Below are 22,400 nucleotides of genomic sequence, written 5' to 3' on the forward strand. Positions count from 1 at the left end.
CGTTATGCCTCGCTCGCTGCGACGCGCTGCAGGTCGTCGACCATCTTCTTCTGCGACAGGATGCTGAGGTCGATGATTTCGCGCGCCTGGGCGACGTAGTAGGCGAGCTGCTCGTCGCTGCGCGTCAGCGACTTGGCCAGGCCGTTTTCGATGCGTTGCAGGGCGGCCATCATCTTGTCGTTCGATTCGGCGAACAGCTTGACCGCAGCGCCGAAGGCCTCGCCCAGGCTGGCCACTTCGAGCGCACCACCGGCGATGCCGCTGCCGACCTCGACCAGCTTGCCGGCTTCGCTCTCGACTCTGGCGGCGAACTGGCTGCCGGCGCGTTCGAGCAGTTCGGCCGACGACGCGACGAGCGCGTCGATGGCGCTGCGCTGCTCGGTCGAGGCGTGGTTGATGGCGTCGAGCAGGGCGCCCAGGGTTTCCATGATGCGGCTGCGCTCTTCGAGCAGGTTGTTGTCACGGGCCATGCTCGCCGACAGTTCGTGGCGCAGTTGGCCGATGACCTCGGCCGCGGCCTTGGGCGCCTCGGCGGCGGTGTGCATGAGGCGGGTGACCTCGGCGATGGTCGTTTCGGCCTGGCGCTGGTGCGCGGCGACCAGCTCGCGGGCGGTGTCGCCGAGCGTGCGGGTGATCTGTTCCTGCTGCGCCAGTGTGGCGTCGCCGTGTTGCTGCCATTGCGCTTCGAGCTTGCCGGCCATGGCGGCGAGGGCGTCGGCAAAACCGGCCTGACGGGCCTGTTCGCCGCTCGCCCAATCGCGCTGCCAGTCAGCCTGCGTGGCGCGCATATCGGCGAGCAGGGCGGCGCTGCGCTGGGCGAAGCTGTCGGCGAGGCTGGTCTGGGTTTGTTCCAGCGCCTGCGTCAGGCGGTCGCTCGCCTGTTCGTGTTTGGCCAGCGCGCCGGTCCAGGTTTCGGACACCGTTTGCACGACGCCGTCGAAGCGCCGGGCGATGCCGTCGAGCTGGCCGGCGACCTGCTCGCTGATTGCGGCCTGCTGGGCCTGCGTGGTCTGGGCGAAGGCGGCATGACTGGTGGCCAGTTCGCCCTTCAGCGCGGCGTGCGTACCGGCCACCGAGTCGAGCAAGGCTTGCGAGCGTTGGCCGAAGGTGTCGGCGAAGACGCTCAGCGTCGTGTCCAGTTTCTCGCTCAGCGCATCGCTGGTGCGGGTGTGCTGGCCCAGCGCGGCTTGCCAGGTGTCGGCCACTTGACTGACGGCCTGGTCGAGGCGGGTGGTGACGCCGTCGAATTGGGTGGCCAGCGTGGCAGCCAGTTGTTGCTGGCTGGCGGTGGTGGTTTCGGCCAATGCGGCGTGTCGTTGGGCGGCATCGGCCTGCAATTTGGCCTGGGTGGTTTCGACCGAGGCGAGCAGCGTCGTGGCACGCTGATCGAAGGTCTCGGCGTAGGCGGTGAGCGCGGCTTGCAGTTGCTGGTGCTGGCTCTCGGTGGCCTGTTCGTGATGGGTCAGGGCCTGCGTCCAGGTCTCGCTGACGCCGCCGACGACTTGCGCAAATTGCCCGGTAATGCCGGCCAGTTGCGTTTCGACGGTGCCGAACAGCTTGTCGTGCAGGGCGCGCGTCTCGTTTGCAATGCTCGTCATGGTGGCGGTGACGACCGGCTGAATGGTCTGCGCCGCGACCGTTGCGCTGTCCTTGAGGCTGGCTTTGAGCGACTGGTCGACGGATTGCGCCAGGTTGCCGTACAGCCCCTTGGCTTCGTCGTGGAAGCGCTGCTGGCCGGCCAACAGTTGCTCGCCGAGCTGGCGGTGGTGTTCGGCCATGCGGCTCATCATTGCATCGAGCTTGCCGACCAGCTCGGGCAGCGCCTGGGCCTGCGCCTGCAAGGCCTTGAAGGTTTCCTGGCGCTGGTAGGTCAGCGAAAAGTCGCGCAGCACGCCGGCGATCCGGCTGTCGAGCAACTGGCCGACTTGCAGGCGTTCGCGTCGGCACAGCGCCGAGATCAGGCCGAGCATGGCCGAGGTGGCGACGCCGGCGACCGAGGTGCCGAAGGCGACGCCCAGGCCCTTGACCGGCGCGGCCAGCGCGGCGCGGATGGTGTGCAGGTCGGTGGTGCTTTCCAGCGCCAGCACGGCGCCGTTCAGCGTGACCACCATGCCGAGGAAGGTGCCGAGCATGCCGAGCAGTACCAGCAGGCCGACCAGGTAGGGCGTGACGCCGGGGCCGGGCAGGGCGACGCGTTCGCCTTCGATGCGCAGGCGCACGGTGTTCTGCAAGGCGACCGGCACCTGTTGCAGCCATTCGCCGAGGTGGCCGATGTCGTCCGGGATGTTGCGCAGCGCTGCCGCCAGCGCCGCCGTGTTGGCGTGGAAGCGCCGCATTTCCAGGGCACCGGCGACATAGACCACGGCGATGATGCAGGAGACGGAGAAGGCCAGCGCGTGGCCGTCGAGGTAGCCGATGGCGACCCAGACGACGGCGAGCAGGCCGAGGATGAAGGCGAAGAGACTGAGATTGCGGTTCATCGGGGATTCGTTTCGTGGTTGGCGCTGCCCGGCCGGGCAGCCAGGGCGGCGATCAGCCCGGCGACGGGCTTCAGGCGCAGTTCCAGCTCGGCCAGCAGCACGGTCTGGGCATCCTGGCAGAAGGCTTCGAGCCAGCTGCCCGGCTGTGCCCAGGCGGCGGGATCGTCGATGCCGCCCTCGCCGAGCGTGGCGCGGTGGTCGGCGTAACGCTGCTGGAAGCGCTTGCTGAGCAGGATCGGGATGTTGCCGAACAGCGTGCGCTCGCGGGCAGCCAGCGACTGGTCGAAGGTGGCGTCGAGTTCGGCCAGCTGCCGACCGGCCGCCGACCGAGCGGCCAGCGCCTTGCGGGCACTGGCGCGCAGGGCGGTGATGGCGGCGTTCATGTCGCGCTGGTGGGCGAGGTAATAGCGGTGGTAGGGCGAAAAGTCGGCGGCACTTTCCGGCGTCGCATTGGGCAGCGGCAGCGGAAACGGAATGCGCGCCGGCGGCGCGTTGAAAACGCCGTCGGCCTTGATCGAATCGCTCAGATGGCGGCGCACGCGGGCCAGTTGCTCGGAGAGATCGTCATTTGCCGAACCCCCGGCCACCCCGCCGCCGGCCCGGGGAGCAAGGACCGAATACAGCGTTAACGCTTCGGAAACGTCCAGCCATTGCCCGAGCCGCTCGCCGAAATCGTAATTCAGTGCGGGGACTTCTGGCAGGGCGCCGGAGAGAACGCGGACGAGCGCTGAGCGGTTGAATGTGGCGTGCTGCAATCCACGCGCCATGATCATGTCCTGGGTCGACCAAAAAGGGGGCGCAAGGCTACTACAACTTTGCGCCGGGGTCAGCGGGATCGCTTCCCTTGTTTGCCGACATGCGTCTTGCCGGTCAGCCACAGAGCATGGGCGAGCAGGAAGCGCTTCGGTTTCGTTCGTGCTCGTTTCAGACGGAAAACGGTGGGAGACGCAAGGCTTCGGCCGGCGAGAGGATGCCTACCCTCTGGGCGGCGGCGCTGTCAGCCAGGACCAGCAAATCCTGATCGCCGGTGATCAGCCAGTTGGCGCCGGCCGCGAGCGCCAGATGGAGAAACTTGTCATCCACCGGGTCGCGGCACAGTGGCTGGCCGGCAATCGTCGGCGGCACATCAACCCAGCAAGCAATGGATTCAAGATCAAGCAGGAAGCGTTTGCGCTGTTCGAGCGTGATGTAGCGGTCAAATTTTGGCCGCCATAAGCGCTCCCTGAGTTCGGCAAAGGTCTCGGCCGAAAACACCGGTCGGCCGCTTCGCACCGCCTGACGCGTCAACTGCGCGGGCGCGCCGCTGGCGGAGAGCAAACCGCTGATCCAGACATTGGTATCGATGACCACCGCGAAACCCGCAGAAGCCGGACGCATGCTCCGTTCAGCTCTCGTCGGCGAGCAGGTCGGCCAGCTTTTCCGGGGTCAGCCCGGCGCGCTCTGCGCCTGCGGCAGTTTCATCCATGGTTTTCAGCAGACGATCCGCATAGAAGGTACGCATCGCCTCGTAATCCTCGGCGCTCACCATGACGCCCACCACCCGGTCATGGCGCATCACCCGCACCGGCTCGCGCTGCACACGGTCGAGAAATTCGCCAAAACGGGTCTTGGCTTCATTGGCGGTATAGGTTTGCATGCTCAGTCCTCACGGTGCTGCTATGACAGTCTTAATGTAGTTAAATCGTTCGATTCGGTCAAACCGCCTGATTCAGGCGGCGTCACTGTGTCAGCGCTCGGCCGGCTGCTCGAGATTGACAGGCATCCCCAGCGCTGCCGATAATCCTGCCCCTCTGCAGGAGAGAGAGCGCTGGTTCGCCAAGCTCCGCCGAAGGCGCAAACTCCCATAATCGCTCAGGCATGCCGAACTGCAGACATGATTCGCCGGCTGGAGAGAAGTCGCGAGCGCGCTGCGCCCGCTGACTCACCGAAGGGGCAGGCTCTTGCGGGCCGAAACTCTCAGGTAAAAGGACAGGGGGAGAGGCGTCGCGGAAACACCCGCTGGGGTTTCCGCTTTTTTGACGAAAGCCTCCCGATGTTCGACAGTCTCGCCCACGTTTTTCAACCGCTCGCCAGCAAGCAGTTCGACCTCTTGCTGGTCGTCTACCTGGTCGCCATCGCCGCCGAGGCGATGTCCGGCGCGCTGGCCGCCGGCCGCCGCGACATGGATTTCTTCGGCGTCGCCGTCATCGCCTTCGTCACCGCGCTCGGCGGCGGCACGATCCGCGATGTCGTGCTCGGTCATTACCCGATCGGCTGGACCCAGCATCCCGAGTATGTCTACCTGGTCATCCTGGCGGGGCTGGCGACGACGCTGATCGCCCGCTTCATGCACCACATGAAGAGGGTTTTCCTGATGCTCGACGCGCTCGGCCTGGTTGCCTTCTCGCTGATCGGCTGCAACGTCGCGCTGCAGCTCGATTACCCGGTGGTGGTCGTGATCATGGCCGGCATGCTGACCGGGATCTCCGGCGGCGTGCTGCGCGACGTGCTGTGCAACCAGGTGCCGGTGGTCTTCTGCCGCGAGCTGTACGCCAGCGTCTCGCTGTTCGTCTGCGTGCTCTTCCTGGTCTTGCGCGGGCTCGGCTGGGACAGCGACCTGATCACCCTGGTCTGCTTCGGCGCCGGTTTCGCCTTCCGCATGCTGGCGCTGCGCTTCGCCTGGAAGCTGCCGACCTTTTCCTATCAGCAGCGCTGGGACTGAAACGCGGGCCGGGCTAAAATGACTGTATGAAAATACAGTTGTTTGCCAGAGGCCCGCATTGACCGTCCCGTCCGCGCTCCCCGACTACGCCGAGCTGCACTGCCTGTCCAACTTCAGCTTCCTGCGTGGTGCTTCGCATCCGGAGGAGCTGGCGGCGCAGGCGGTGGCGCAGGGCTACGCGGCGCTGGCGCTGACCGACGAGTGCTCGCTGGCCGGCGTCGTGCGCGTGCATCAGGCGTTCCGGGCGCAGGGCGGGGCGACGCGCCTCGTCATCGGTAGCGAGATGAGTACGGTCGACGGCCTGAAACTGGTCTTTCTGGCGCAGAACCGCGACGGTTACGGCAACCTCTCGGCGCTGATCACGCTTGCCCGGCGGCGGACGGAGAAGGGTGCCTATACCTTGCAGCGCCACGACCTGAACGCCATCTCGCCGAATGGCGCCTTGCCCGATTGCCTGGTGCTGTGGGTGCCCGAGGCGACGCCCTCGGTTGCCGACGGGCGCTGGCTGGCCGAACGTTTTCCCGGACGTTGCTGGATCGCCGTCGAACTGCACGCCGGCCCGGACGATGCGGCCAGGCTGGCCGACCTGCAGGCGCTCGGCGTCGCCTGCGGCCTGCCGCTGGTGGCCGCAGGCGACGTGCACATGCACGTGCGGGCGCGCCGGCCGGTGCAGGACGTGCTGACCGCGCTGCGCCTGAAGACCTCGGTGTTCGACGCCGGCCACGCGCTGTTCCCGAACGGCGAGCGCCACTTGCGCTCGCGCCTGCGGCTGGCGCGGCTCTATTCGCCCGAACTGCTGGCCGAGACGCTGCGCATCGCGGCCTTGTGCACGTTCTCGCTCGACGAGCTGCGCTACGAATACCCGGAGGAAATCGTCCCCGCCGGCCACACGCCGACCTCGTGGTTGCGCCACGAGACCGAGGCCGGGCTGCGCCGGCGCTATCCGACGGGCGTGCCGGGCGCGGTGCGCGAGCGCATCGAGCACGAACTGCGGCTGATTGCCGAGTTGAGCTACGAAGCCTATTTCCTGACCGTCTACGACATCGTCTGCTTCGCCCGCGGCGCCGGCATCCTGTGCCAGGGGCGCGGCTCGGCAGCGAATTCGACGGTGTGCTTCGCGCTCGGTATCACCGAGGTCGACCCGGCGCGCTCGGCGATGCTGTTCGAACGCTTCGTCTCCAAGGAGCGCGGCGAGCCGCCCGACATCGACGTCGATTTCGAGCACGAGCGGCGCGCCGAGGTCATCGCCTACATCTACGGAAAATACGGCCGCGAGCGCACTGCGCTGGCCGCCGCAGTCATCACTTACCGGACCAAGGGCGCGCTGCGCGACGCCGGCCGCGCGCTCGGTTTCGACATTGCCCGCATCGACGCGCTGACCGCCTCGCTCGCCTGGTGGGACAAGCGCGAGCAGATGCCGGAACGCTTCGCCGAGCAAGGGCTGGACCCGGCGTCGCCGCGCGTCGCCAAGTGGCTGTGGCTGGCCGAGCAGCTGCGCGGTTTTCCCCGCCACCTGACCCAGCACGTCGGCGGCTTCGTCATGTCGCGCGGGCCGCTGGCCCGGCTGGTGCCGGTCGAGAACACGGCGATGGCCGAGCGCACGGTAATACAGTGGGACAAGGACGACCTCGACGCGGTCGGCCTGATGAAGGTCGATGTGCTGGCGCTCGGCATGCTGTCGGCGCTGCGCCGGATGCTGGCGATGATCGGGCCGCTGGCATTGAACGAAATCCCCGAAGGCGACAAGGCGACCTACGACATGCTGTGCCGCGCCGACAGCATGGGCGTTTTCCAGGTCGAATCGCGGGCGCAGATGAGCATGCTGCCGCGCCTCAAGCCGCGCAACTACTACGACCTGGTGATCGAGGTCTCGCTGGTGCGCCCCGGGCCGATCCAGGGCGACATGGTCCATCCCTACCTGAAGCGGCGCCAGGGTAAGGAGCGTATCGAGGAGATCACGCCGGCGATCGACGCGGTGCTGGCGCGCACCTGCGGCGTGCCGATCTTCCAGGAACAGGTGATGCAACTGGCCATCGTCGCCGCCGGCTTCACGCCCGGCGAGGCCGACGAATTGCGGCGGGCGATGGCGGCCTGGCGGCGTAAAGGCAATCTCGCCCGCTATCAGGACAAGCTGCGCGCCGGCATGGCGCGCAACGGCGTGCCGGCCGCCTTCATCGAGCGCATCGTCGCCCAGATTCAGGGCTTCGGCGAATACGGCTTCCCCGAATCGCACGCCGCCAGCTTCGCGCTGCTGGTCTATGCCTCGGCCTGGGTCAAGCGCCATCATCCGGCGGCCTTCCTGTGCGGCTTGCTCAACAGTCAGCCGATGGGTTTCTACTCGCCGTCGATGCTGATCCAGGACGCCCGCCGCCACGGCGTCAGCGTGCTGCCCGCCGATGTCACGGCGAGCGACTGGGACAGCCGGATCGACGAGGGCGGCGCGGTGCGCCTCGGCCTGCGCGAGATCAAGGGGCTGAGCCGGGAAGCGGCCGTGCGGATTGCCGACGCGCTGCGGCGGGCGCCGTTTGCCGATGTCGCCGACCTCGCGGCGCGCTGTGCCTTGGGCAAGCGCGATCTGGATCAGCTCGCTGCTGCCGATGCACTGCGCGGCCTCGCCGGCCATCGCCGGCAGGCCGCCTGGCAGGTTGCCGACAGCGGCCGGCGGGCAGTGCAGGGCGACCTCTTCGCCGGCCTGCCGGCGCCGGAAGCAGCGGTCGAGCTGGCGGCGCCGACGCTGGCCGACAACCTGGTCGCCGATTACCGCCAGCTCGGCCACAGCCTGCGCCCGCACCCGCTGACCCTGCTGCGCGAACATCTGGCGGCGCGGCGCTTCCTCAGCGCCGGCGAACTGGCGCAACGCGGCGACCGCGCGCTGGTCCGCGTCGCCGGCATCGTCACCGGTCGCCAGCGGCCGGGCACGGCGACCGGCATCGTCTTCGTCACGCTGGAGGACGAGACCGGCTGGACCAACGTCGTCGTCAAGCCGGCGCTGGTCGAGAAACAGCGGCGCGAACTGCTCGCCGCCCCCTTGCTCGGCGTCTACGGGCAACTGCAATGCGCCGACGGCGTCGTGCATCTGGTTGCCCAGCGCCTGGTCGACCTGTCGGCTTGGCTGGGGCGGCTGGAAACCCGCAGCCGGGATTTCCACTGAGCCGGCGCCGCGCTTTTCCCGGTTATGATGCCGGCCACAGGGGAGGGGAAACGCGATGCGTCTTGAGCTTTGTCTGCTGGCCGCGCTGCTTGGGGCGCCGGCACTATCCGGCGCCGCCGACGGGCCGTGGCTGCACTGCCGGCTGGAACAGTCGAACACCGTCCACGTCCTCGACTACGGACCGGCCGCCGACATCTACCGGGTGCCGGCGACCAACATCAACGACAACTTCCACTTCAAGGCCGTTGTCGTCGCTGCCGACGGCGTCGCCGAGTACGTCAAGATTTACGTCTATTACCAGCGCCGCGGCCAGCCCATCCTGTTGCAGCAGGCGACCTACCGCGCGCCGACGGCCGACGGCCGTTCGCTGACCGGCGAACAGCGCCTCTATTCGCCCATCCTCGGGCGCGAACTGCAGTACGACTGCGCCCTGACGAGTGTCCGCCCATGAGATCGCTGCTCCTGCTCGCCGCCTGCCTGCTGCCGCTTCCGGCATGGGCCGATGCCGGCACCGTCTCGGTCGCCTTCGTCGGCGACGTGATGCTCGACGACACGCCGGGCAAGGTGATCCGCCAGGGGCGCGACCCGCTGGCGCCGTTCGCCGCCATTCTCGACAGCGCCGACCTGCGCATTGCCAACCTCGAATGCGTCGTTGCCCGCGGTGGCAAGGCGGAAGCCGACAAGCCCTATACCTTTCGCGCACCGCCGCGCGTGCTGCAGCTGGTGAAGCGCCATTTCGACGCCGTCGGCCTGGCCAACAATCATTCCGGCGATTTCGGCCCGGCGGCCTTCGGCGAGATGCTCGGCCACCTCGAGCGGGCCGGTCTCGGCTACTTCGGCGGCGGGCGCACGCTGGCCGACGCCCACCGGCCGCTGATCGTCGAGCGCAAGGGGCTGCGCATCGCCTTCCTTGGTTACAACGAATTCTTCCCGCGCAGCTTCGAGGCCGGCCACAACCAGCCGGGCATCGCCTGGAGCGAGGATGAGCAGGTGCTGCTCGACATCCGTCAGGCGCGCGAGCGCGACCGGGCCGACCTGGTGATCCCGGTGATGCACTGGGGCTGGGAGCACGAAACGCGGGCCAGCGAGCGGCAGAAAGCGCTGGCGCGGCGGATGATCGACGCCGGTGCCGACGCCGTCGTCGGCGGCCATCCGCACGTCACCCAGGAAATCGAGATCTACCGCGGCAAGCCGGTGATCTACAGCCTCGGCAACTTCGTCTTCGACGGCTTTACCGACCCGCTCAACAACACCGGCTGGTTGCTGCGCCTGGAACTCGACAAGGCCGGCGTCGTCAGTTCGCGCATCGTCGTCGCCAGGATCGACCGCGAAGGCACGCCGCACCCGGCGCCGCAGGCGGCCAGCGCCTGCTGGGAGCGCGGGCAGGCGGCGCCGGTGGATTGTCGCGCCCACTGATAGCACGATAGCGGGAACTCTCGGCGATTCGTTCGGCCAGATACTGACATGGGGGTCAAACCTGCAGTAATCTGAAGCACGCGCAAGACACAAGCGACTCACCACGGGAGTGCGCATGATGCTTGAGGCTGTTGGAAATTCCCTGGCCGGCATGGCCTGGCCGCTGGCCCTGGCGCTGGCCTGGCTGGCTGGCGAAGCAGTCAGCCGCTGGCTGTCCTTGCCGCGCGTCTGCGGTTACGCGCTGGCCGGCTTCGTGTTGGCCAGCGGTCAGCTCGGCCTGTTGCCGGCGCCCGCCGGAACGCCGGTGGCGCTGGTGGCGGATTTCGCCATTGCGCTGGTGCTGTTCGAACTCGGCCAGCACATCAACCTGAACTGGTTGCGCCATAACCGCTGGCTGGCCGTGACCAGCCTGGTCGAGGCCTTCGCTACCTTTGTCGCTGTGCTGCTGGTCGCCCGCGTCTTCGGCCTGGCGCCGCTGCCGGCCCTGTTGCTGGCGGCGCTGGCGATGTCCTCGTCGCCGGTGGCGGCGCTGCGGGTGGCCAACGAACTGCGCTGTTCCGGCCAGGTCACCGAGCGCATGCTGCATCTGTCGGCCTTCAATTGCGTCTTTGCCGTGCTGGTTTTCAAGGCGATTGCCGCTTACTGGGTGCTGACCAGTGCCGGCGGCCTGTTCCCGGCCTTGTGGCACAGCCTGGTGGTGATCGGCGTGTCGGCCGGCATCGGGGCGATGTTCGGCGTCGCCGTGCCGATCCTGTTGCGCTGGCAGCAGCGCGGTGCTGGCGACGCGACACTGATCTTCGCCATCGCCACCTTGCTGCTGGTCAGTCTGACGCATGCGCTGCAGTTCTCGGCCCTGCTGGCGGCGCTGGTTTTCGGGCTGGTGGTGCGTTACCGGCGCATCGTCTTCTCCGGCGCCGACCGCGGTTTCGGCACTCTGGGCAGTCTGCTGAGTATCCTTCTGTTCGTCTTTGCGTCGGCCACCTTGTCCTGGCCGCAGGTGGCGCAGGGTGCCGGGCTGGCGCTGGCGGTCCTGGTTGTGCGCACGCTGTGCAAGATCGGCGCCTGCGTGAGCTTTGCGGGACTGTCCGGGATTGGCTGGCGCAAGGGGGCGCTGACCGGGCTGGCGCTGACGCCGATGTCGGTGTTCGCCATCCTGCTGCTCGAACAGACGCGTCATCTCGGCATCGAGGTTTTCAGCCAGGTCGCCGGTCTGGGCCTGCTGGTGCTGGTGCTCGAATTGCTCGGTCCGGTGGCGACGCAGCGGGCGCTGATCCTGGCCGGCGAAGCCGGGCGCGAGGAGGGAAGAAATGGCGCTTGAGGCATTCAAGGCGGGCAACGCATTGACCATGGGCGTCGAGCTGGAACTGCAACTGGTCGATCTCACCGATTTCGACCTGACCCCGGCAGCCGCCGACATGCTCTTCCTGCTCGGCAAGAAGCCTTTCCCGGGTGATGTGAAGCCGGAAATCACCGAGAGCATGATCGAGATTTCGACCGACGTGCACACCGATTACGGCGCCTTGCTCGGTCAGCTCGGCCAGATGCGGAATGCCCTGGTTGAGGCTGGCGACCGCCTCAACGTCGGCATCTGCGGCGGCGGCACGCACCCCTTCCAGCGCTGGTCGGAACAACGCATCTTCGACAAGCCGCGCTTCCAGGAACTGTCCGTGTTGTACGGCTACCTGGCCAAACAGTTCACGGTCTTCGGCCAGCATGTGCACATCGGTTGCGCCAGCGCCGACGAGGGGCTTTACCTCCTGCACGCGCTCAACCGCTACCTGCCGCATTTCATCGCCCTGTCGGCGTCCTCGCCCTTCCTGCAGGGGGTCGATACCTTGTTCGATTCGGCGCGGCTGAACTCGGTGTTTGCCTTCCCCTTGTCCGGGCGGGCGCCTTTCCTGTTGCGTTGGGAGGATTTTGCCGAGGGTTACTTCGCCAAGATGGAAAGCACCGGCGTGGTCAAGAGCATGAAGGACTTCTACTGGGACATCCGGCCCAAACCCGAGTACGGGACCATCGAACTGCGCGTCTGCGACACGCCGCTCAGCGTCGAGCGGGCGGCCGCCCTGGCCGCCTACCTGCAGGCCCTGTGCCGGATGCTGCGCGAGCGGGGCGAGCCGGTCAGCGAAGACGATTATCTGGTGTACAACTACAACCGCTTCCAGGCCTGCCGTTTCGGGCTCGAAGCGACCTTGGTCCATCCGCGTCGGCATCAGACGCTGGCCTTGCGCGACGACGTGCTGGCCACCCTGGAGCAACTGGCGCCGCACGCCGCCGCGCTCGGCAGCAGCGGGGCGCTCGAAGTGCTGCGCCGGGTCGCCGGCAAGGGCAACCATGCCAGCGATTTGCGCCGCTGGCAGAGCGAATCGGGCGGGTTGCGCGGCATGGTCGACGCTGCGGTGCGTACTTTCCGGGGAGATGAAACATGATCTTTCGGCGCCGTCCCATCCATATTGGCCTGTCGGCGCGAATCCATCATCCGCAGCCGGACGGCCGCGGCATCCACACGCGGACCTTGCAGGTGCTGGAGCAGTCGATTGCCCAGTGGGTGCAGTCGCGCGATGTGCTGGTGCTGATGGTGCCGTCGGTCCTGCAGGACGGCATCCTGATGCGCAGCAACATCCGCCTGCGTGACTACGCCGAGTACCTCGATGGCCTGATCCTGCAGGGTGGTGCCGACGTCAGTCCGCTGGCTTACGGCGAAGCGCCATTGCAGCCAGCGTGGGCCGGCGATCCGGTACGCGATGCCTACGAACTGGAACTGCTGCATGAGTTCATGGAGGCGGGCAAACCGGTGCTCGGCATCTGCCGCGGCATGCAGTTGATCAATGTCGCGCTCGGCGGTTCGCTGTATCAGGATCTGCCGACCCAGTTTCCATCGGATATTGCCCACGAACACGAGGATTACGACCGCCACGCGCATCCGGTGCGCTTCTCGCCCGAAGGCCACTTCATCCGTTGGTTCGCCGGCGGCGAAGGCGGGCAGGTGGTGTCGATCCACCATCAGGCGATACACCGACTCGGCAACGAGGTGCTGGTCGAAGCCGAGGCGGCGGACGGCATCATCGAGGCGATCCGCTGGAAAGGTCGTAGCTTTGTCTGCGGCGTGCAATGGCACCCGGAATTCCACCACCATGGCGACGGCGGTCTGCTCGATTGCGCCCCCTTGCTGGATGCATTTCTCGACGCGGCAAGGCGCTAGGGTTTGTCTGGTGTGACATGGTTGGCAGGCTTGTGTGCCATTTTTGGCAAAGCAAGCCCGGTCATGACGCACGCGCGGGTGTCGTGGATTGCCGAAAACGACCGTCTGGCGGACATCGGCGTTGTTTCGCGAAATTCCCTCGAGGCTGATTTGATCTGGCGCAATTATTGCGTTCGTATGAGGGCTGATTCAGCACTTTCAAAAAATTCGAGGGAGAACGTTCATGGCCTGGAATCTGCTCTTAACTTCTGACATCGGTTTGCTCAGTCTTTTCACGATTCTTTTCATCCTTGTGATGGGCGTCTACATCGGACGCTACGCATCGAAGCAGATCGCCAAGGAAAACAGCGCTTCTCATGGCGCGCCGCCGCATCAGGGCGCCCACTGAGCCGCGCAAAGAGAAGTTCAAGTCTGATTCGCCGGCCCTTGGCCGGCGAAATTCGTTTACGGCGCTGATTCGTACTCGGCAGTCTGTGGAAATCGATGCGCCGGTTTCGCCATTTCGGCACAACCTGCCTCCGGGATGGCCGTTCCGGCGACCACCTGTAGCGGAACCACGCCGGCCCAGACGGGAATGTCCAGGTCCTCGGCGTCGTCGTCAACGCCCCAGTTGCGAATCTTCGCTGCCGCTTCGTCGAGACTCAGGCGCAGCACCGCGGTTCCCGCGACTTCGGCCGTACTGGCCGGGCGTACCAGCGCCGAGCGCCCCGGGCTGATGTGCTCGACAAAGGCGGCGAGGACGGTTTTCTTCTCTTCCGGGTCATCGACCGCGATGAAGCGACCGTAGATGACCACCGAGCGGAAATTCATCGAATGGTGAAAGGCCGAGCGGGCCAGCACCAGGCCGTCGAGATGGGCGATGCAGACCGAGCAGTCGCTGCCGCTCAGGGTCCGGGTTAGCCGCGAGTTGCTGGCACCGTGGATGTACAGGTGATTGCCGACGCGCCAGCAGGCAGTCGGCAGGCAGTGCACGCTGCCTCCCTCGTTGAAGGCGATCTGGCAGATTTGCGCCGCATCGACGATGGCGGCGATGGTGGCGAAGTCGTAGTGGCCGCGTTGCGGCTTGCGGCGGATTTGCGTTCGCGGGCTGGGGGCGTCCGGTTTCATCATGTTCTCCTGAAAAAGTCCGGTCAGCATAGCCCGGCTATGGCACCATCGATGGAGCCAAGAAACCACTCAATGATGGAGCCAGATGGCGCTCGATCTCTTCCTCGAAGAACTGCGTCGGCCTGCCGCCGGTGAGGCACGCCAGCAGCGGCTGTACCGCCTGCTCAAGCAGGCGATCGTTAACGGTCGCCTCGGCGCCGGCCTGCGTCTGCCGGCCAGCCGTCGTCTGGCGGTTGACGCGGGCATGGCGCGCAACTGCGTGTTGCACGCTTACCAGCAACTGCTTGCCGAAGGTTTTCTCGTCGCCGATCGCGGCGGCACCCGGGTGGCCAGCTTGCCGGCGCCGTCAAGGCTGCCGCCGCCGGTGCCGGCATCCGGCGTCCTGTCGCGCCGCGCCGCTACGCTGTCGGCGAGCAGCCGTGGCGAGCCGACCTTGCCGTTCGCGCCTGGCGTCCCCGATCTCAACGCCTTTCCCTGGCCGCTCTGGTCGCGCCTGCTGCAGGACGCCTGGCGCGCGGTCGGCGCCCGTCATCTCGCTTACGCCGAGGTCGGCGGCGAGCCGGCGCTGCGGCAGGCCGTCGCCAGTTTTCTCGGCGCCCGCCGCGGCGTTGTTTGCACGGCGGCGCAGGTCTTCATCCTGCCCGGCGCCCAGGCGGCGCTCGACGCTTGCGCCCGCCTGCTGGCCGACCCCGGCGATATTGCCTGGGTCGAGGAGCCAGGCTACCCGGTCGCCCGCAACACGCTGCTCGCCGCCGGGCTGACGGTGCAGTCGGTGGCGGTGGACGGCCAGGGCATGGCGGCGCCGGATGCGCTGTGGCGGGAACGGCCGCCGCGCCTGCTGCACCTGACGCCGTCGCACCAGTACCCGGGCGGCAGCGTGCTGGCGCTCGAACGGCGGCTGGCTTTCCTGGCCCGCCTGGTGCCCGGACAGCACTGGCTGATCGAGGACGACTACGACAGCGAGTTCTGCCACGCTCGGCCGCTGCCGGCGATCCAGGGCTTGCGCCCGGAAGCGCCGGTGGTCTACCTCGGTACCTTCAGCAAGCTGCTCTATCCCGGCCTGCGCATCGCCTACCTGGTGCTGCCGCGCTGGGCCGTCGACAGTTTCGGGCAGGCGCTCGGCGAACTGCATCGCGGCGGCCAGGCGGTCGAGCAGCGGGCGTTGGCGCGTTTTCTCGACAGCGGTCGGCTGACTCGCCATCTGCGGACGATGGCGCCGATCTACCGGGAGCGCCAGCGGGTCTTGCGCGAGGCGCTGGTCCAGTATTTTCCCGGTGCCCGCATCGCCGGTGGTGATGCTGGCCTGCATCTGGTGCTGCATCTGCCGGGGCGGGCGCCGGATACGGCGATCGTTGCCGCGGCTGCCGGGCAGGGGGTTGCGGCGCGCGCGCTCAGTCGCTACAGCGCCGATGGGCCGGGTGATAACGGCCTGGTCCTCGGCTACGGCATGGCGGAGGCCGCGATCATTCCCGAACTGGTGCGTCGTCTCTCTGTCGCCGCCGCTCAGGCGGAAATGGCATGAGGCTTGCAGAGCGAGATGCAACTTCGTCGCCCAAGAGTCTCGCGCCATGCTCATACAAGCCGCCAATCCGTGGTCTGCCGTCGTTTCCCCGGTGTCTTCCTCGTTCCGCAAGCAGTCGCTGGCGGCAACTGCCGTAACGACAGCGGCAAATGCTGCCGGCACGGTGAGTATTTCGCAGGCCGCCCGCGAGCGTCTGGCTGCCGAAAGCAGTGCGGCCACAGCGGCGCGCACGGCGACTTTCGATACCGATCAAGGCACGGTCGACATCGATATCGAGGCCTACTTCCAGCCGCCCCCCGGCGGTTTCACCGAACTGCCGCCGTTGATGCTGCCGTCGCCGGCCAACATTCAGGCGCTGAACGACTACGTGGCCCAGGAAATGCCGGGTTTCCTCAGCGCCAACGGCATTCCGCAAGCGCCAGCGAGCATCAGCTATGATCGCAACGGTGAGCTCCAGTTGCCGGCGGATTATCCCTATGCCGAGCAATTCAAGGCAGCGCTGGACAAGGAGCCGGTACTGGCGCGCAGCATGCAGAGCGCGGTTGCGTTGACCTCGCACTTTGTCGAGATGCAGAAGGTCCTGCCTTTCCATGAGGAATACACCGCCGCCGCCTCGTCGGCCGAAGCCGCCGCGGTTGTTGCCAAGTATTCCTGGTTGTTCTCCGACAACCGACCGTCGGCGCAGATCTCGCTGCATTTCTCCAGCGATGGCCAGATCAGCCTGAGCGCCGACGGCGAGCCGGTCGCCTGGCCGGGCGCCTGAGCGGCTGGCACAATGCGCGCATGTCGCGCCGCCGTTTTCTCCGCTCCCTTTCCGCCATCGGCCTGATTGCCGCCGCCCCGCGCGTGGCGCTGGCCAGCGGCTCCGTCGCTGATCGCCTGCGCGCACTGGAAGCCACGGTCGGCGGCCGCCTCGGCGTGCACATCATCGATACGGCAAACGGTGCCAGCGTCGGCTATCGCGCCGACGAGCGCTTCATGCTGCTCAGCTCGTTCAAGGCGCTCGCCGGCGCCTGCGTGCTGCAGCGGGTCGATGCCGGCCTCGAGCGTCTCGACCGGCGCATCGTCTTCGACCGCTCGGTCCTGCTGCCGTGGTCGCCGGTGACCGAGAAATTCGCCGACGGCCAGGGCATGACCCTGGGCGAACTGTGCGCGGCGACCATCGCCACCAGCGACAACGCCGCCGCCAACCTGATCCTCGACAGCTTCGCCGGACCGGCGGCGCTGACCGCCTTCCTGCGCCGCAGCGGCGACGATGTCACCCGGCTCGACCGGCGTGAACCCGAACTGAATCAGCCCGGCGCCGATCCCGCCTTCGATACGACGACGCCCCGGGCGATGGCGGCAACGCTGCACCGCTTGCTGCTCGGCGACGTGCTGTCGCCGGCGTCGCGCCGGCAACTGCAGGACTGGCTGCTTGCCTGCGCCACCGGCGGGCGCCGGCTCAAGGCGGGGCTGCCGGCGGACTGGCGGATCGGCGACAAGACCGGCAGCAATCGCAGCGACGCCAACGATGTCGGCATCGTCTGGCCGCCCGGCCGGCCGCCGCTGCTGGTCGCCGCCTACCTGAGCGGCAGCCCGGCCGAGCCGGCGGCGCGCGAGGCCTGTCTGGCCGGGGTGGGGCGCGTTCTGGCCGAGCTTTCTGCAAATAGCTGACAAATTCAGTCGAGTATTCTAGAATTCACCCCCTTTCGATAGGGAGATAGCACCCCATGTTCCGGCACTTGCGTGAGGATATCCGCGCGGTCTTTGACCGCGATCCGGCGGCCCGCTCGTTCTGGGAAGTGCTCACCTGTTATCCGGGCATCCACGCGCTGATCCTGCATCGCCTCGCGCATTGGCTGTGGGGCCACCGCCTGCGCTGGCTGGCGCGCTTCACCGCGCACCTGGCGCGCTTCTTCACCGGCATCGAAATCCATCCCGGCGCCAGCATCGGCCGCCGTTTCTTCATCGATCACGGGATGGGTGTCGTCATCGGCGAGACCGCCGAGATCGGCGACGACGTCACGCTCTACCATGGCGTCACCCTGGGTGGCACCTCGTGGGCCAGGGGCAAGCGCCATCCGACGCTGGAGAACGGCGTCGTCGTCGGCGCCGGCGCCAAGGTGCTCGGTCCCATCGTCATCGCTGCCGGTGCCAAGGTCGGTTCCAACGCAGTCGTCACCAAGGCGGTGCCGGCTGGCGCCACCGCGGTCGGCAACCCGGCGCGCATCATCGATGCGCAGAGCAAGGAGCGTGAGGCGCAGGCGGAAAAGCTCGGCTTCTCGGCCTACGCTGTCGCCCGCGACCAGGACGATCCGCTGGCCAAGGCGATCCACGGCCTGCTCGACCATGCCGCCGAAACCGACCGCCGTCTCGCATCGCTGCTCAAGGAGCTTGATGCGCAGGGCGTCAAGTGCGACCAGGAAGTGCAGCAGAGCGACGATTTCGATCCGAAATACCTGAGCAAAATAGTTGACTGATTTTGTCTGGTTTATGTATAGTTGACCGCAATACTTGGTTATTAGTCGGGAGACCGCAATGCGTTTGACCACCAAAGGGCGTTTTGCCGTGACAGCGATGATGGATCTCGCCCTGCGCGGCGGTGAAGGGCCGGTCGCCCTGGCCGGCGTCGCCGAGCGGCAGAGCATCTCGCTGTCCTATCTGGAGCAGCTATTCGGCAAGCTGCGTCGCTACAAGCTCGTCGATTCCGTGCGCGGCCCCGGCGGCGGCTACTGCATCGCCCGGCCGCTGGCGCTGGTCAGCGTCGCCGACATCATCCGTGCCGTCGACGAGAACCTCGACGCGACGCAGTGCGGCGGCAACGAGAACTGTCTGGACGACCACCGCTGCATGACCCACGACCTGTGGACGACGCTGAACGCCAAGATGTTTGAATACCTGGCCTCGGTGACCCTGGCCGACCTCGTCGAGCGGGAAAAAGCCAAGGCCGCCGCCCGCGGCGAATCGGTGATCGCCGACCAGCGTCCGCTCGGCCCGCACCCGCGCCGGACGATCCGCGACAAGACGGCGGTCGCCGCCTGATTCCCCGATGTTCGCGCCCGTCTACCTCGACCACAACGCGACCACACCGCTCGATCCGGCGGTGCGGGCGGCCATGCTGCCGTGGCTCGACGGGCTGTGCGGCAATGCGTCGAGCCGCCATGAATACGGCCGGCGTGCCCGTCAGGCGATCGACGAGGCGCGCCAGCGCGTCGCCGCGGCGCTCGGCGCGCATCCGACCGAAGTGCTGTTCACCAGCGGCGGCAGCGAGGCCAACAACCTCTTCGTCAAGGGCGCCGCCGCCAGCCTGCGGCCCGGCGTCGTCGCGGTCAGTGCCATCGAGCATCCTTGCGTGCTCAAGCCGGCGGCGCAACTCGTCCGCCAGGGCTGGACGCTGCGCGAGATTGCCGTCGATGGAGCAGGGCGGATCGACGACGCGGACTTCGCCGCCGTGCTGCAGTTGAAGCCGAAGCTGGTCTCGGTGATGCTCGCCAACAATGAGACCGGCGTCGTCCAGGATGTCGCTGCCCTGGCCGCCGCGGCGCGCGCCGCCGGCGCCTGGACGCACAGCGACGCGGTGCAGGTCTTCGGCAAGTTGCCGATTGATTTCCGCACGCTCAACGCGGCCGGCCTGCACGCGCTGACCGTTTCGGCGCACAAGATCAACGGCCCCAAGGGGGCGGCGGCCTTGCTCGTCGACAAGCGCATCGAACTGCAGCCGCAGATTGCCGGTGGCGGTCACGAGCGCGGCCTGCGTTCGGGGACCGAGAACGTGCCGACGATCGTCGGCTTCGGCGTCGCCGCGGAACTTGCGGCGCAGCGCGTTGCTCAAACAGCCGCGCGTCTGGCCGCCCTGAAGGATAGTCTCGAGCGCGGGCTGACCGAACTTGGGGCGAGCATTTTCGCGGTTGACGCGCGACGTCTGCCGAACACCAGCTACTTCGCGATCGCCGGCATCGACGGTGAGACCCTGGTCGGCAAGCTCGACCGGGAAGGCTTTGCCGTCGCCAGCGGCGCCGCCTGCTCCAGTGCCAACCCGGAACCCTCGCACGTCCTGCGGGCGATGGGCGTGGCGCCGGAAATCGCCCGCGGCGCGGTGCGCGTCAGCCTCGGTAACGACAACGGCGATGCCGATGTCGAACAATTCATCAATGCCTTGCGGGTCACGGTCGGACGCCTGCAGGGACTGACGGCGGTCACCGCCTGAACCGACCCAGTGAGAAAGACGATGAAACTGCCTATCTACCTCGATTACTCGGCCACCACCCCGGTCGATCCGCGCGTTGCCGAAAAGATGATTCCCTACCTGTGCGAGCATTTCGGCAATCCCGCATCGCGTTCGCACAGCTTCGGCTGGGTGGCCGAGGCCGCCGTCGAGGAGGCGCGCGAGCAGGTCGCCGCGCTGGTCGGTGCCGATCCCAAGGAAATCGTCTGGACTTCCGGTGCCACCGAATCGAACAATCTGGCGATCAAGGGTGCCGCCAACTTCTACGCCGGCACCAAGGGCAAGCACATCATCACGCTGAAGACCGAACACAAGGCGGTCCTCGACACCGTGCGCGAGATGGAGCGCCAGGGCTTCGAGGCGACCTACCTCGACGTCCAGGAAAACGGCCTGATCGACCTTGAAGTATTCAAGGCGGCGATCCGCCCGGACACCGTGCTCGCCTCGGTGATGTTCGTCAATAACGAAGTCGGCGTCGTTCAGCCGATCGCCGAACTCGGCGAAATCTGCCGCGCCAAGGGCGTCATCTTCCACGTCGACGCGGCGCAGGCGACCGGCAAGGTCGATATCGACCTGAGCCAGCTCAAGGTCGATCTGATGAGCTTCTCGGCGCACAAGACCTATGGCCCGAAGGGCATCGGCGCCTTGTACGTGCGGCGCAAGCCGCGCATCCGCCTGGAAGCGCAGATGCACGGCGGCGGTCACGAACGCGGTTTCCGCTCCGGCACGCTGGCCACGCACCAGATCGTCGGCATGGGCGAGGCTTTCCGTATCGCGCGCGAGGAAATGGTCGAAGAAAACAAGCGTATCAAATACTTGCGCGACAAACTTCTGAAAGGACTTCAAGATATTGAGGCGACTTTCGTCAATGGCGACCTGGAACAGCGCGTCGCCCACAACCTCAACATCAGCTTCGCCTACGTCGAAGGCGAGTCGATGATCATGGCCATCAAGGACCTCGCGGTGTCGTCCGGTTCGGCCTGCACCTCGGCCAGCCTGGAGCCGTCCTACGTGCTGCGCGCGCTGGGGCGCGACGACGAACTGGCGCACAGCTCGATCCGTTTCTCCATCGGCCGCTTCACCACCGAAGAAGAAATCGACTTTGCGGTCAAGCTCTTGCACGAGAAAATTCAGAAATTGCGTGACCTTTCCCCGCTGTGGGACATGTACAAGGAAGGTATCGATCTGAGTACCGTCCAGTGGGCCGCCCACTAACGAATTAACGGAGAAACAACATGAGCTATAGCGTAAAAGTCATTGATCATTATGAGAATCCTCGAAATGTCGGCTCGCTCGACAAGGACGATTCCGACGTCGGCACCGGCATGGTCGGCGCGCCGGCCTGCGGCGACGTGATGAAGCTGCAGATCAAGGTCAACAAGTCGGGCGTCATCGAAGACGCCAAGTTCAAGACCTACGGTTGCGGCTCGGCGATTGCGTCCTCGTCGCTGGTTACCGAGTGGGTCAAGGGCAAGACCGTCGATCAGGCGCTGGACATCAAAAATACCGACATTGCCGAGGAACTGGCGCTGCCGCCGGTTAAAATCCACTGCTCGATCCTGGCCGAGGACGCCATCAAGGCGGCCGTGGCCGACTACAAGAAGAAGCACGGAGAATAGAAAATGGCGATCACCTTGAGCGACAAGGCGGCGAAGCACGTCGCCGGCTTCCTGGAAAAACGCGGCAAGGGCATCGGCCTGCGCCTCGGTGTGCGGACCAGCGGCTGTTCCGGCATGGCCTACAAGCTGGAATTCGTCGACGAGATCAACGAGGACGACCAGGTGTTCGACAGCAACGGCGTCAAGGTCATCGTCGATGCGCGCAGCCTGCCTTACCTCGACGGGATGGAACTGGACTACGCCCGCGAAGGCCTGAACGAGGGGTTCAAGTTCAATAACCCCAACGTCAAGGATCAGTGTGGTTGTGGTGAGTCCTTCAACGTCTGATTCGGTTGGGGATGGCTCGGCGGGGCGGCGTTGAGCCCCGCTTGCCGTACTGACGTACTGTCTGCGCGGGGCTCGCCTTGCTCCGCCTTCGCTTTGCCGTTTGTCGCATCCTGATGTGTTGCCTTTCCGAGGTTTGTCTTTGGACCTGACCGCTGATTTCTTCTCCCTGTTCGACTTGCCGAGGATCTTCCGGCTCAACCTGTCGGAACTCGATTCGCGCTACCGCGACGTCCAGGCGCGGGTTCATCCGGACCGTTTCGCCAGCGCCCCGGAAGCCGAGCGGCGTTTGTCGATGCAGTGGGCGACGCGTGCCAATGAAGCCTACATGACGCTGAAAAAGCCGCTGGAGCGGGCGAAGTACCTGCTCGAACTGGCCGGTCACGACCTGCAGGCGGAAAGCAATACGGCAATGCCGGCCGATTTCCTGATGGAACAGATGGAATGGCGCGAGGCGGTGATGGAGGCGCGCGCCGGCGGCGATCACCATGAACTGGAGCGGCTGTTCCTGCGCCTGACGGACGACATCGGCGGCCGCTACGAGGAAGTGGCGGGTCTGCTCGACGACGCGCAGGATTACACCGCGGTCACCGACCGGGTGCGGCGCCTGATGTTCCTGGAAAAATTGCTGTTTGAAATCGACGACGCGCTGGCGTCGCTGGAAGACTGAA

23 protein-coding genes and 1 riboswitch are annotated in these 22,400 nt (G+C 66.6%); of the genes, 18 read left to right on the forward strand and 5 right to left on the reverse strand.

All coding sequences use genetic code 11. The annotated features are described in order from the left end of the window. Positions 1–2 precede the first annotated feature (2 nt). From ACLIIZ_RS10185 to ACLIIZ_RS10200, 4 genes are all read right to left on the reverse strand, one after another. Positions 3–2,480, reverse strand: coding sequence for a DUF802 domain-containing protein (locus ACLIIZ_RS10185; protein WP_416691993.1), 2,478 nt, complete (start codon positions 2,478–2,480; stop codon positions 3–5). Continuing rightward, positions 2,477–3,247 (reverse strand): DUF3348 domain-containing protein, encoded by a 771-nt coding sequence (locus ACLIIZ_RS10190; protein ID WP_416691994.1) that lies wholly within the window; start codon positions 3,245–3,247, stop codon positions 2,477–2,479. Before ACLIIZ_RS10190 ends, ACLIIZ_RS10185 begins: the two co-directional genes overlap by 4 nt. 157 nt (positions 3,248–3,404) lie before the next feature. Then, on the reverse strand, positions 3,405–3,830 hold the full coding sequence (locus ACLIIZ_RS10195) for a putative toxin-antitoxin system toxin component, PIN family (RefSeq protein ID WP_416691995.1): 426 nt from the start codon (positions 3,828–3,830) through the stop codon (positions 3,405–3,407). A 34-nt stretch (positions 3,831–3,864) separates the two neighbouring features. Then, a complete protein-coding gene (locus ACLIIZ_RS10200) occupies positions 3,865–4,116 on the reverse strand; it encodes a type II toxin-antitoxin system Phd/YefM family antitoxin (protein ID WP_416691996.1) in 252 nt (83 codons plus the stop codon). Between the two features lie 147 nt (positions 4,117–4,263). Then, a riboswitch (glycine riboswitch) is annotated at positions 4,264–4,358 on the forward strand. Between the two features lie 154 nt (positions 4,359–4,512). Between ACLIIZ_RS10200 and ACLIIZ_RS10205 the strand changes: the two genes are divergently transcribed. From ACLIIZ_RS10205 to ACLIIZ_RS10240, 8 genes are all read left to right on the forward strand, one after another. After that, positions 4,513–5,181: a trimeric intracellular cation channel family protein gene (locus tag ACLIIZ_RS10205; protein WP_416691997.1), complete on the forward strand. Its 669-nt coding sequence runs from the start codon at positions 4,513–4,515 to the stop codon at positions 5,179–5,181. Between the two features lie 58 nt (positions 5,182–5,239). Continuing rightward, positions 5,240–8,332 (forward strand): error-prone DNA polymerase, encoded by a 3,093-nt coding sequence (locus ACLIIZ_RS10210; RefSeq protein WP_416691998.1) that lies wholly within the window; start codon positions 5,240–5,242, stop codon positions 8,330–8,332. 55 nt (positions 8,333–8,387) lie between these two features. After that, positions 8,388–8,783 (forward strand): hypothetical protein, encoded by a 396-nt coding sequence (locus ACLIIZ_RS10215; protein WP_416691999.1) that lies wholly within the window; start codon positions 8,388–8,390, stop codon positions 8,781–8,783. Continuing rightward, positions 8,780–9,748: a CapA family protein gene (locus tag ACLIIZ_RS10220; RefSeq protein ID WP_416692000.1), complete on the forward strand. Its 969-nt coding sequence runs from the start codon at positions 8,780–8,782 to the stop codon at positions 9,746–9,748. Before ACLIIZ_RS10215 ends, ACLIIZ_RS10220 begins: the two co-directional genes overlap by 4 nt. Before the next feature lie 115 nt (positions 9,749–9,863). Then, entirely contained in the window at positions 9,864–11,066 is a 1,203-nt protein-coding gene (locus ACLIIZ_RS10225; protein ID WP_416692001.1) for a cation:proton antiporter, read from the forward strand. Then, positions 11,056–12,177, forward strand: coding sequence for a YbdK family carboxylate-amine ligase (locus ACLIIZ_RS10230; protein WP_416692002.1), 1,122 nt, complete (start codon positions 11,056–11,058; stop codon positions 12,175–12,177). The genes ACLIIZ_RS10225 and ACLIIZ_RS10230 overlap by 11 nt, the downstream gene beginning before the upstream one ends. Further along, positions 12,174–12,950 carry a gamma-glutamyl-gamma-aminobutyrate hydrolase family protein gene (locus ACLIIZ_RS10235; RefSeq protein ID WP_416692003.1) on the forward strand — a complete coding sequence of 259 codons (777 nt, stop codon included), beginning with the start codon at positions 12,174–12,176 and terminating at the stop codon, positions 12,948–12,950. The genes ACLIIZ_RS10230 and ACLIIZ_RS10235 overlap by 4 nt, the downstream gene beginning before the upstream one ends. 223 nt (positions 12,951–13,173) lie before the next feature. Beyond that, positions 13,174–13,338 (forward strand): DUF3149 domain-containing protein, encoded by a 165-nt coding sequence (locus ACLIIZ_RS10240; RefSeq protein ID WP_416692004.1) that lies wholly within the window; start codon positions 13,174–13,176, stop codon positions 13,336–13,338. 56 nt (positions 13,339–13,394) lie between these two features. On the opposite strand, the gene ACLIIZ_RS10245 is transcribed toward ACLIIZ_RS10240, so the two are convergent. After that, positions 13,395–14,057, reverse strand: coding sequence for a pyridoxamine 5'-phosphate oxidase family protein (locus tag ACLIIZ_RS10245; RefSeq protein WP_416692005.1), 663 nt, complete (start codon positions 14,055–14,057; stop codon positions 13,395–13,397). Positions 14,058–14,142: 85 nt separating this feature from the next. On the opposite strand from ACLIIZ_RS10245, the gene pdxR reads away from it, so the two are divergent. The 10 genes from pdxR to hscB all read left to right on the forward strand — a co-directional run bounded on the left by pdxR (position 14,143) and on the right by hscB (position 22,399). Beyond that, positions 14,143–15,579: a MocR-like pyridoxine biosynthesis transcription factor PdxR gene (pdxR, locus tag ACLIIZ_RS10250; RefSeq protein ID WP_416692006.1), complete on the forward strand. Its 1,437-nt coding sequence runs from the start codon at positions 14,143–14,145 to the stop codon at positions 15,577–15,579. A 46-nt stretch (positions 15,580–15,625) separates the two neighbouring features. Next, positions 15,626–16,342, forward strand: a complete 717-nt coding sequence (locus tag ACLIIZ_RS10255; RefSeq protein WP_416692007.1) for a hypothetical protein — start codon at positions 15,626–15,628, stop codon at positions 16,340–16,342. A 20-nt stretch (positions 16,343–16,362) separates the two neighbouring features. After that, positions 16,363–17,235 (forward strand): class A beta-lactamase, encoded by an 873-nt coding sequence (bla, locus tag ACLIIZ_RS10260; RefSeq protein ID WP_416692008.1) that lies wholly within the window; start codon positions 16,363–16,365, stop codon positions 17,233–17,235. 56 nt (positions 17,236–17,291) lie between these two features. Then, positions 17,292–18,041: a serine O-acetyltransferase gene (gene cysE, locus ACLIIZ_RS10265; protein ID WP_416692009.1), complete on the forward strand. Its 750-nt coding sequence runs from the start codon at positions 17,292–17,294 to the stop codon at positions 18,039–18,041. Positions 18,042–18,099: 58 nt separating this feature from the next. After that, on the forward strand, positions 18,100–18,603 hold the full coding sequence (locus ACLIIZ_RS10270) for an Rrf2 family transcriptional regulator (RefSeq protein ID WP_416692010.1): 504 nt from the start codon (positions 18,100–18,102) through the stop codon (positions 18,601–18,603). Positions 18,604–18,610: 7 nt separating this feature from the next. Further along, positions 18,611–19,768 (forward strand): cysteine desulfurase family protein, encoded by a 1,158-nt coding sequence (locus ACLIIZ_RS10275; protein ID WP_416692011.1) that lies wholly within the window; start codon positions 18,611–18,613, stop codon positions 19,766–19,768. Positions 19,769–19,789: 21 nt separating this feature from the next. Next, entirely contained in the window at positions 19,790–21,001 is a 1,212-nt protein-coding gene (locus tag ACLIIZ_RS10280) for an IscS subfamily cysteine desulfurase (RefSeq protein WP_416692012.1), read from the forward strand. 20 nt (positions 21,002–21,021) lie between these two features. Next, positions 21,022–21,405 (forward strand): Fe-S cluster assembly scaffold IscU, encoded by a 384-nt coding sequence (iscU, locus tag ACLIIZ_RS10285; protein ID WP_374328440.1) that lies wholly within the window; start codon positions 21,022–21,024, stop codon positions 21,403–21,405. A 3-nt stretch (positions 21,406–21,408) separates the two neighbouring features. Next, entirely contained in the window at positions 21,409–21,732 is a 324-nt protein-coding gene (iscA, locus tag ACLIIZ_RS10290; protein WP_416692013.1) for an iron-sulfur cluster assembly protein IscA, read from the forward strand. Positions 21,733–21,865: 133 nt separating this feature from the next. Further along, a complete protein-coding gene (hscB, locus tag ACLIIZ_RS10295) occupies positions 21,866–22,399 on the forward strand; it encodes a Fe-S protein assembly co-chaperone HscB (RefSeq protein ID WP_416692014.1) in 534 nt (177 codons plus the stop codon). The last annotated feature ends 1 nt before the right edge of the window (position 22,400 follow it).

This window comes from Azonexus caeni, from assembly GCF_048146105.1.
GTDB classification, from domain to species: Bacteria; Pseudomonadota; Gammaproteobacteria; order Burkholderiales; family Rhodocyclaceae; genus Azonexus; species Azonexus aromaticus_B.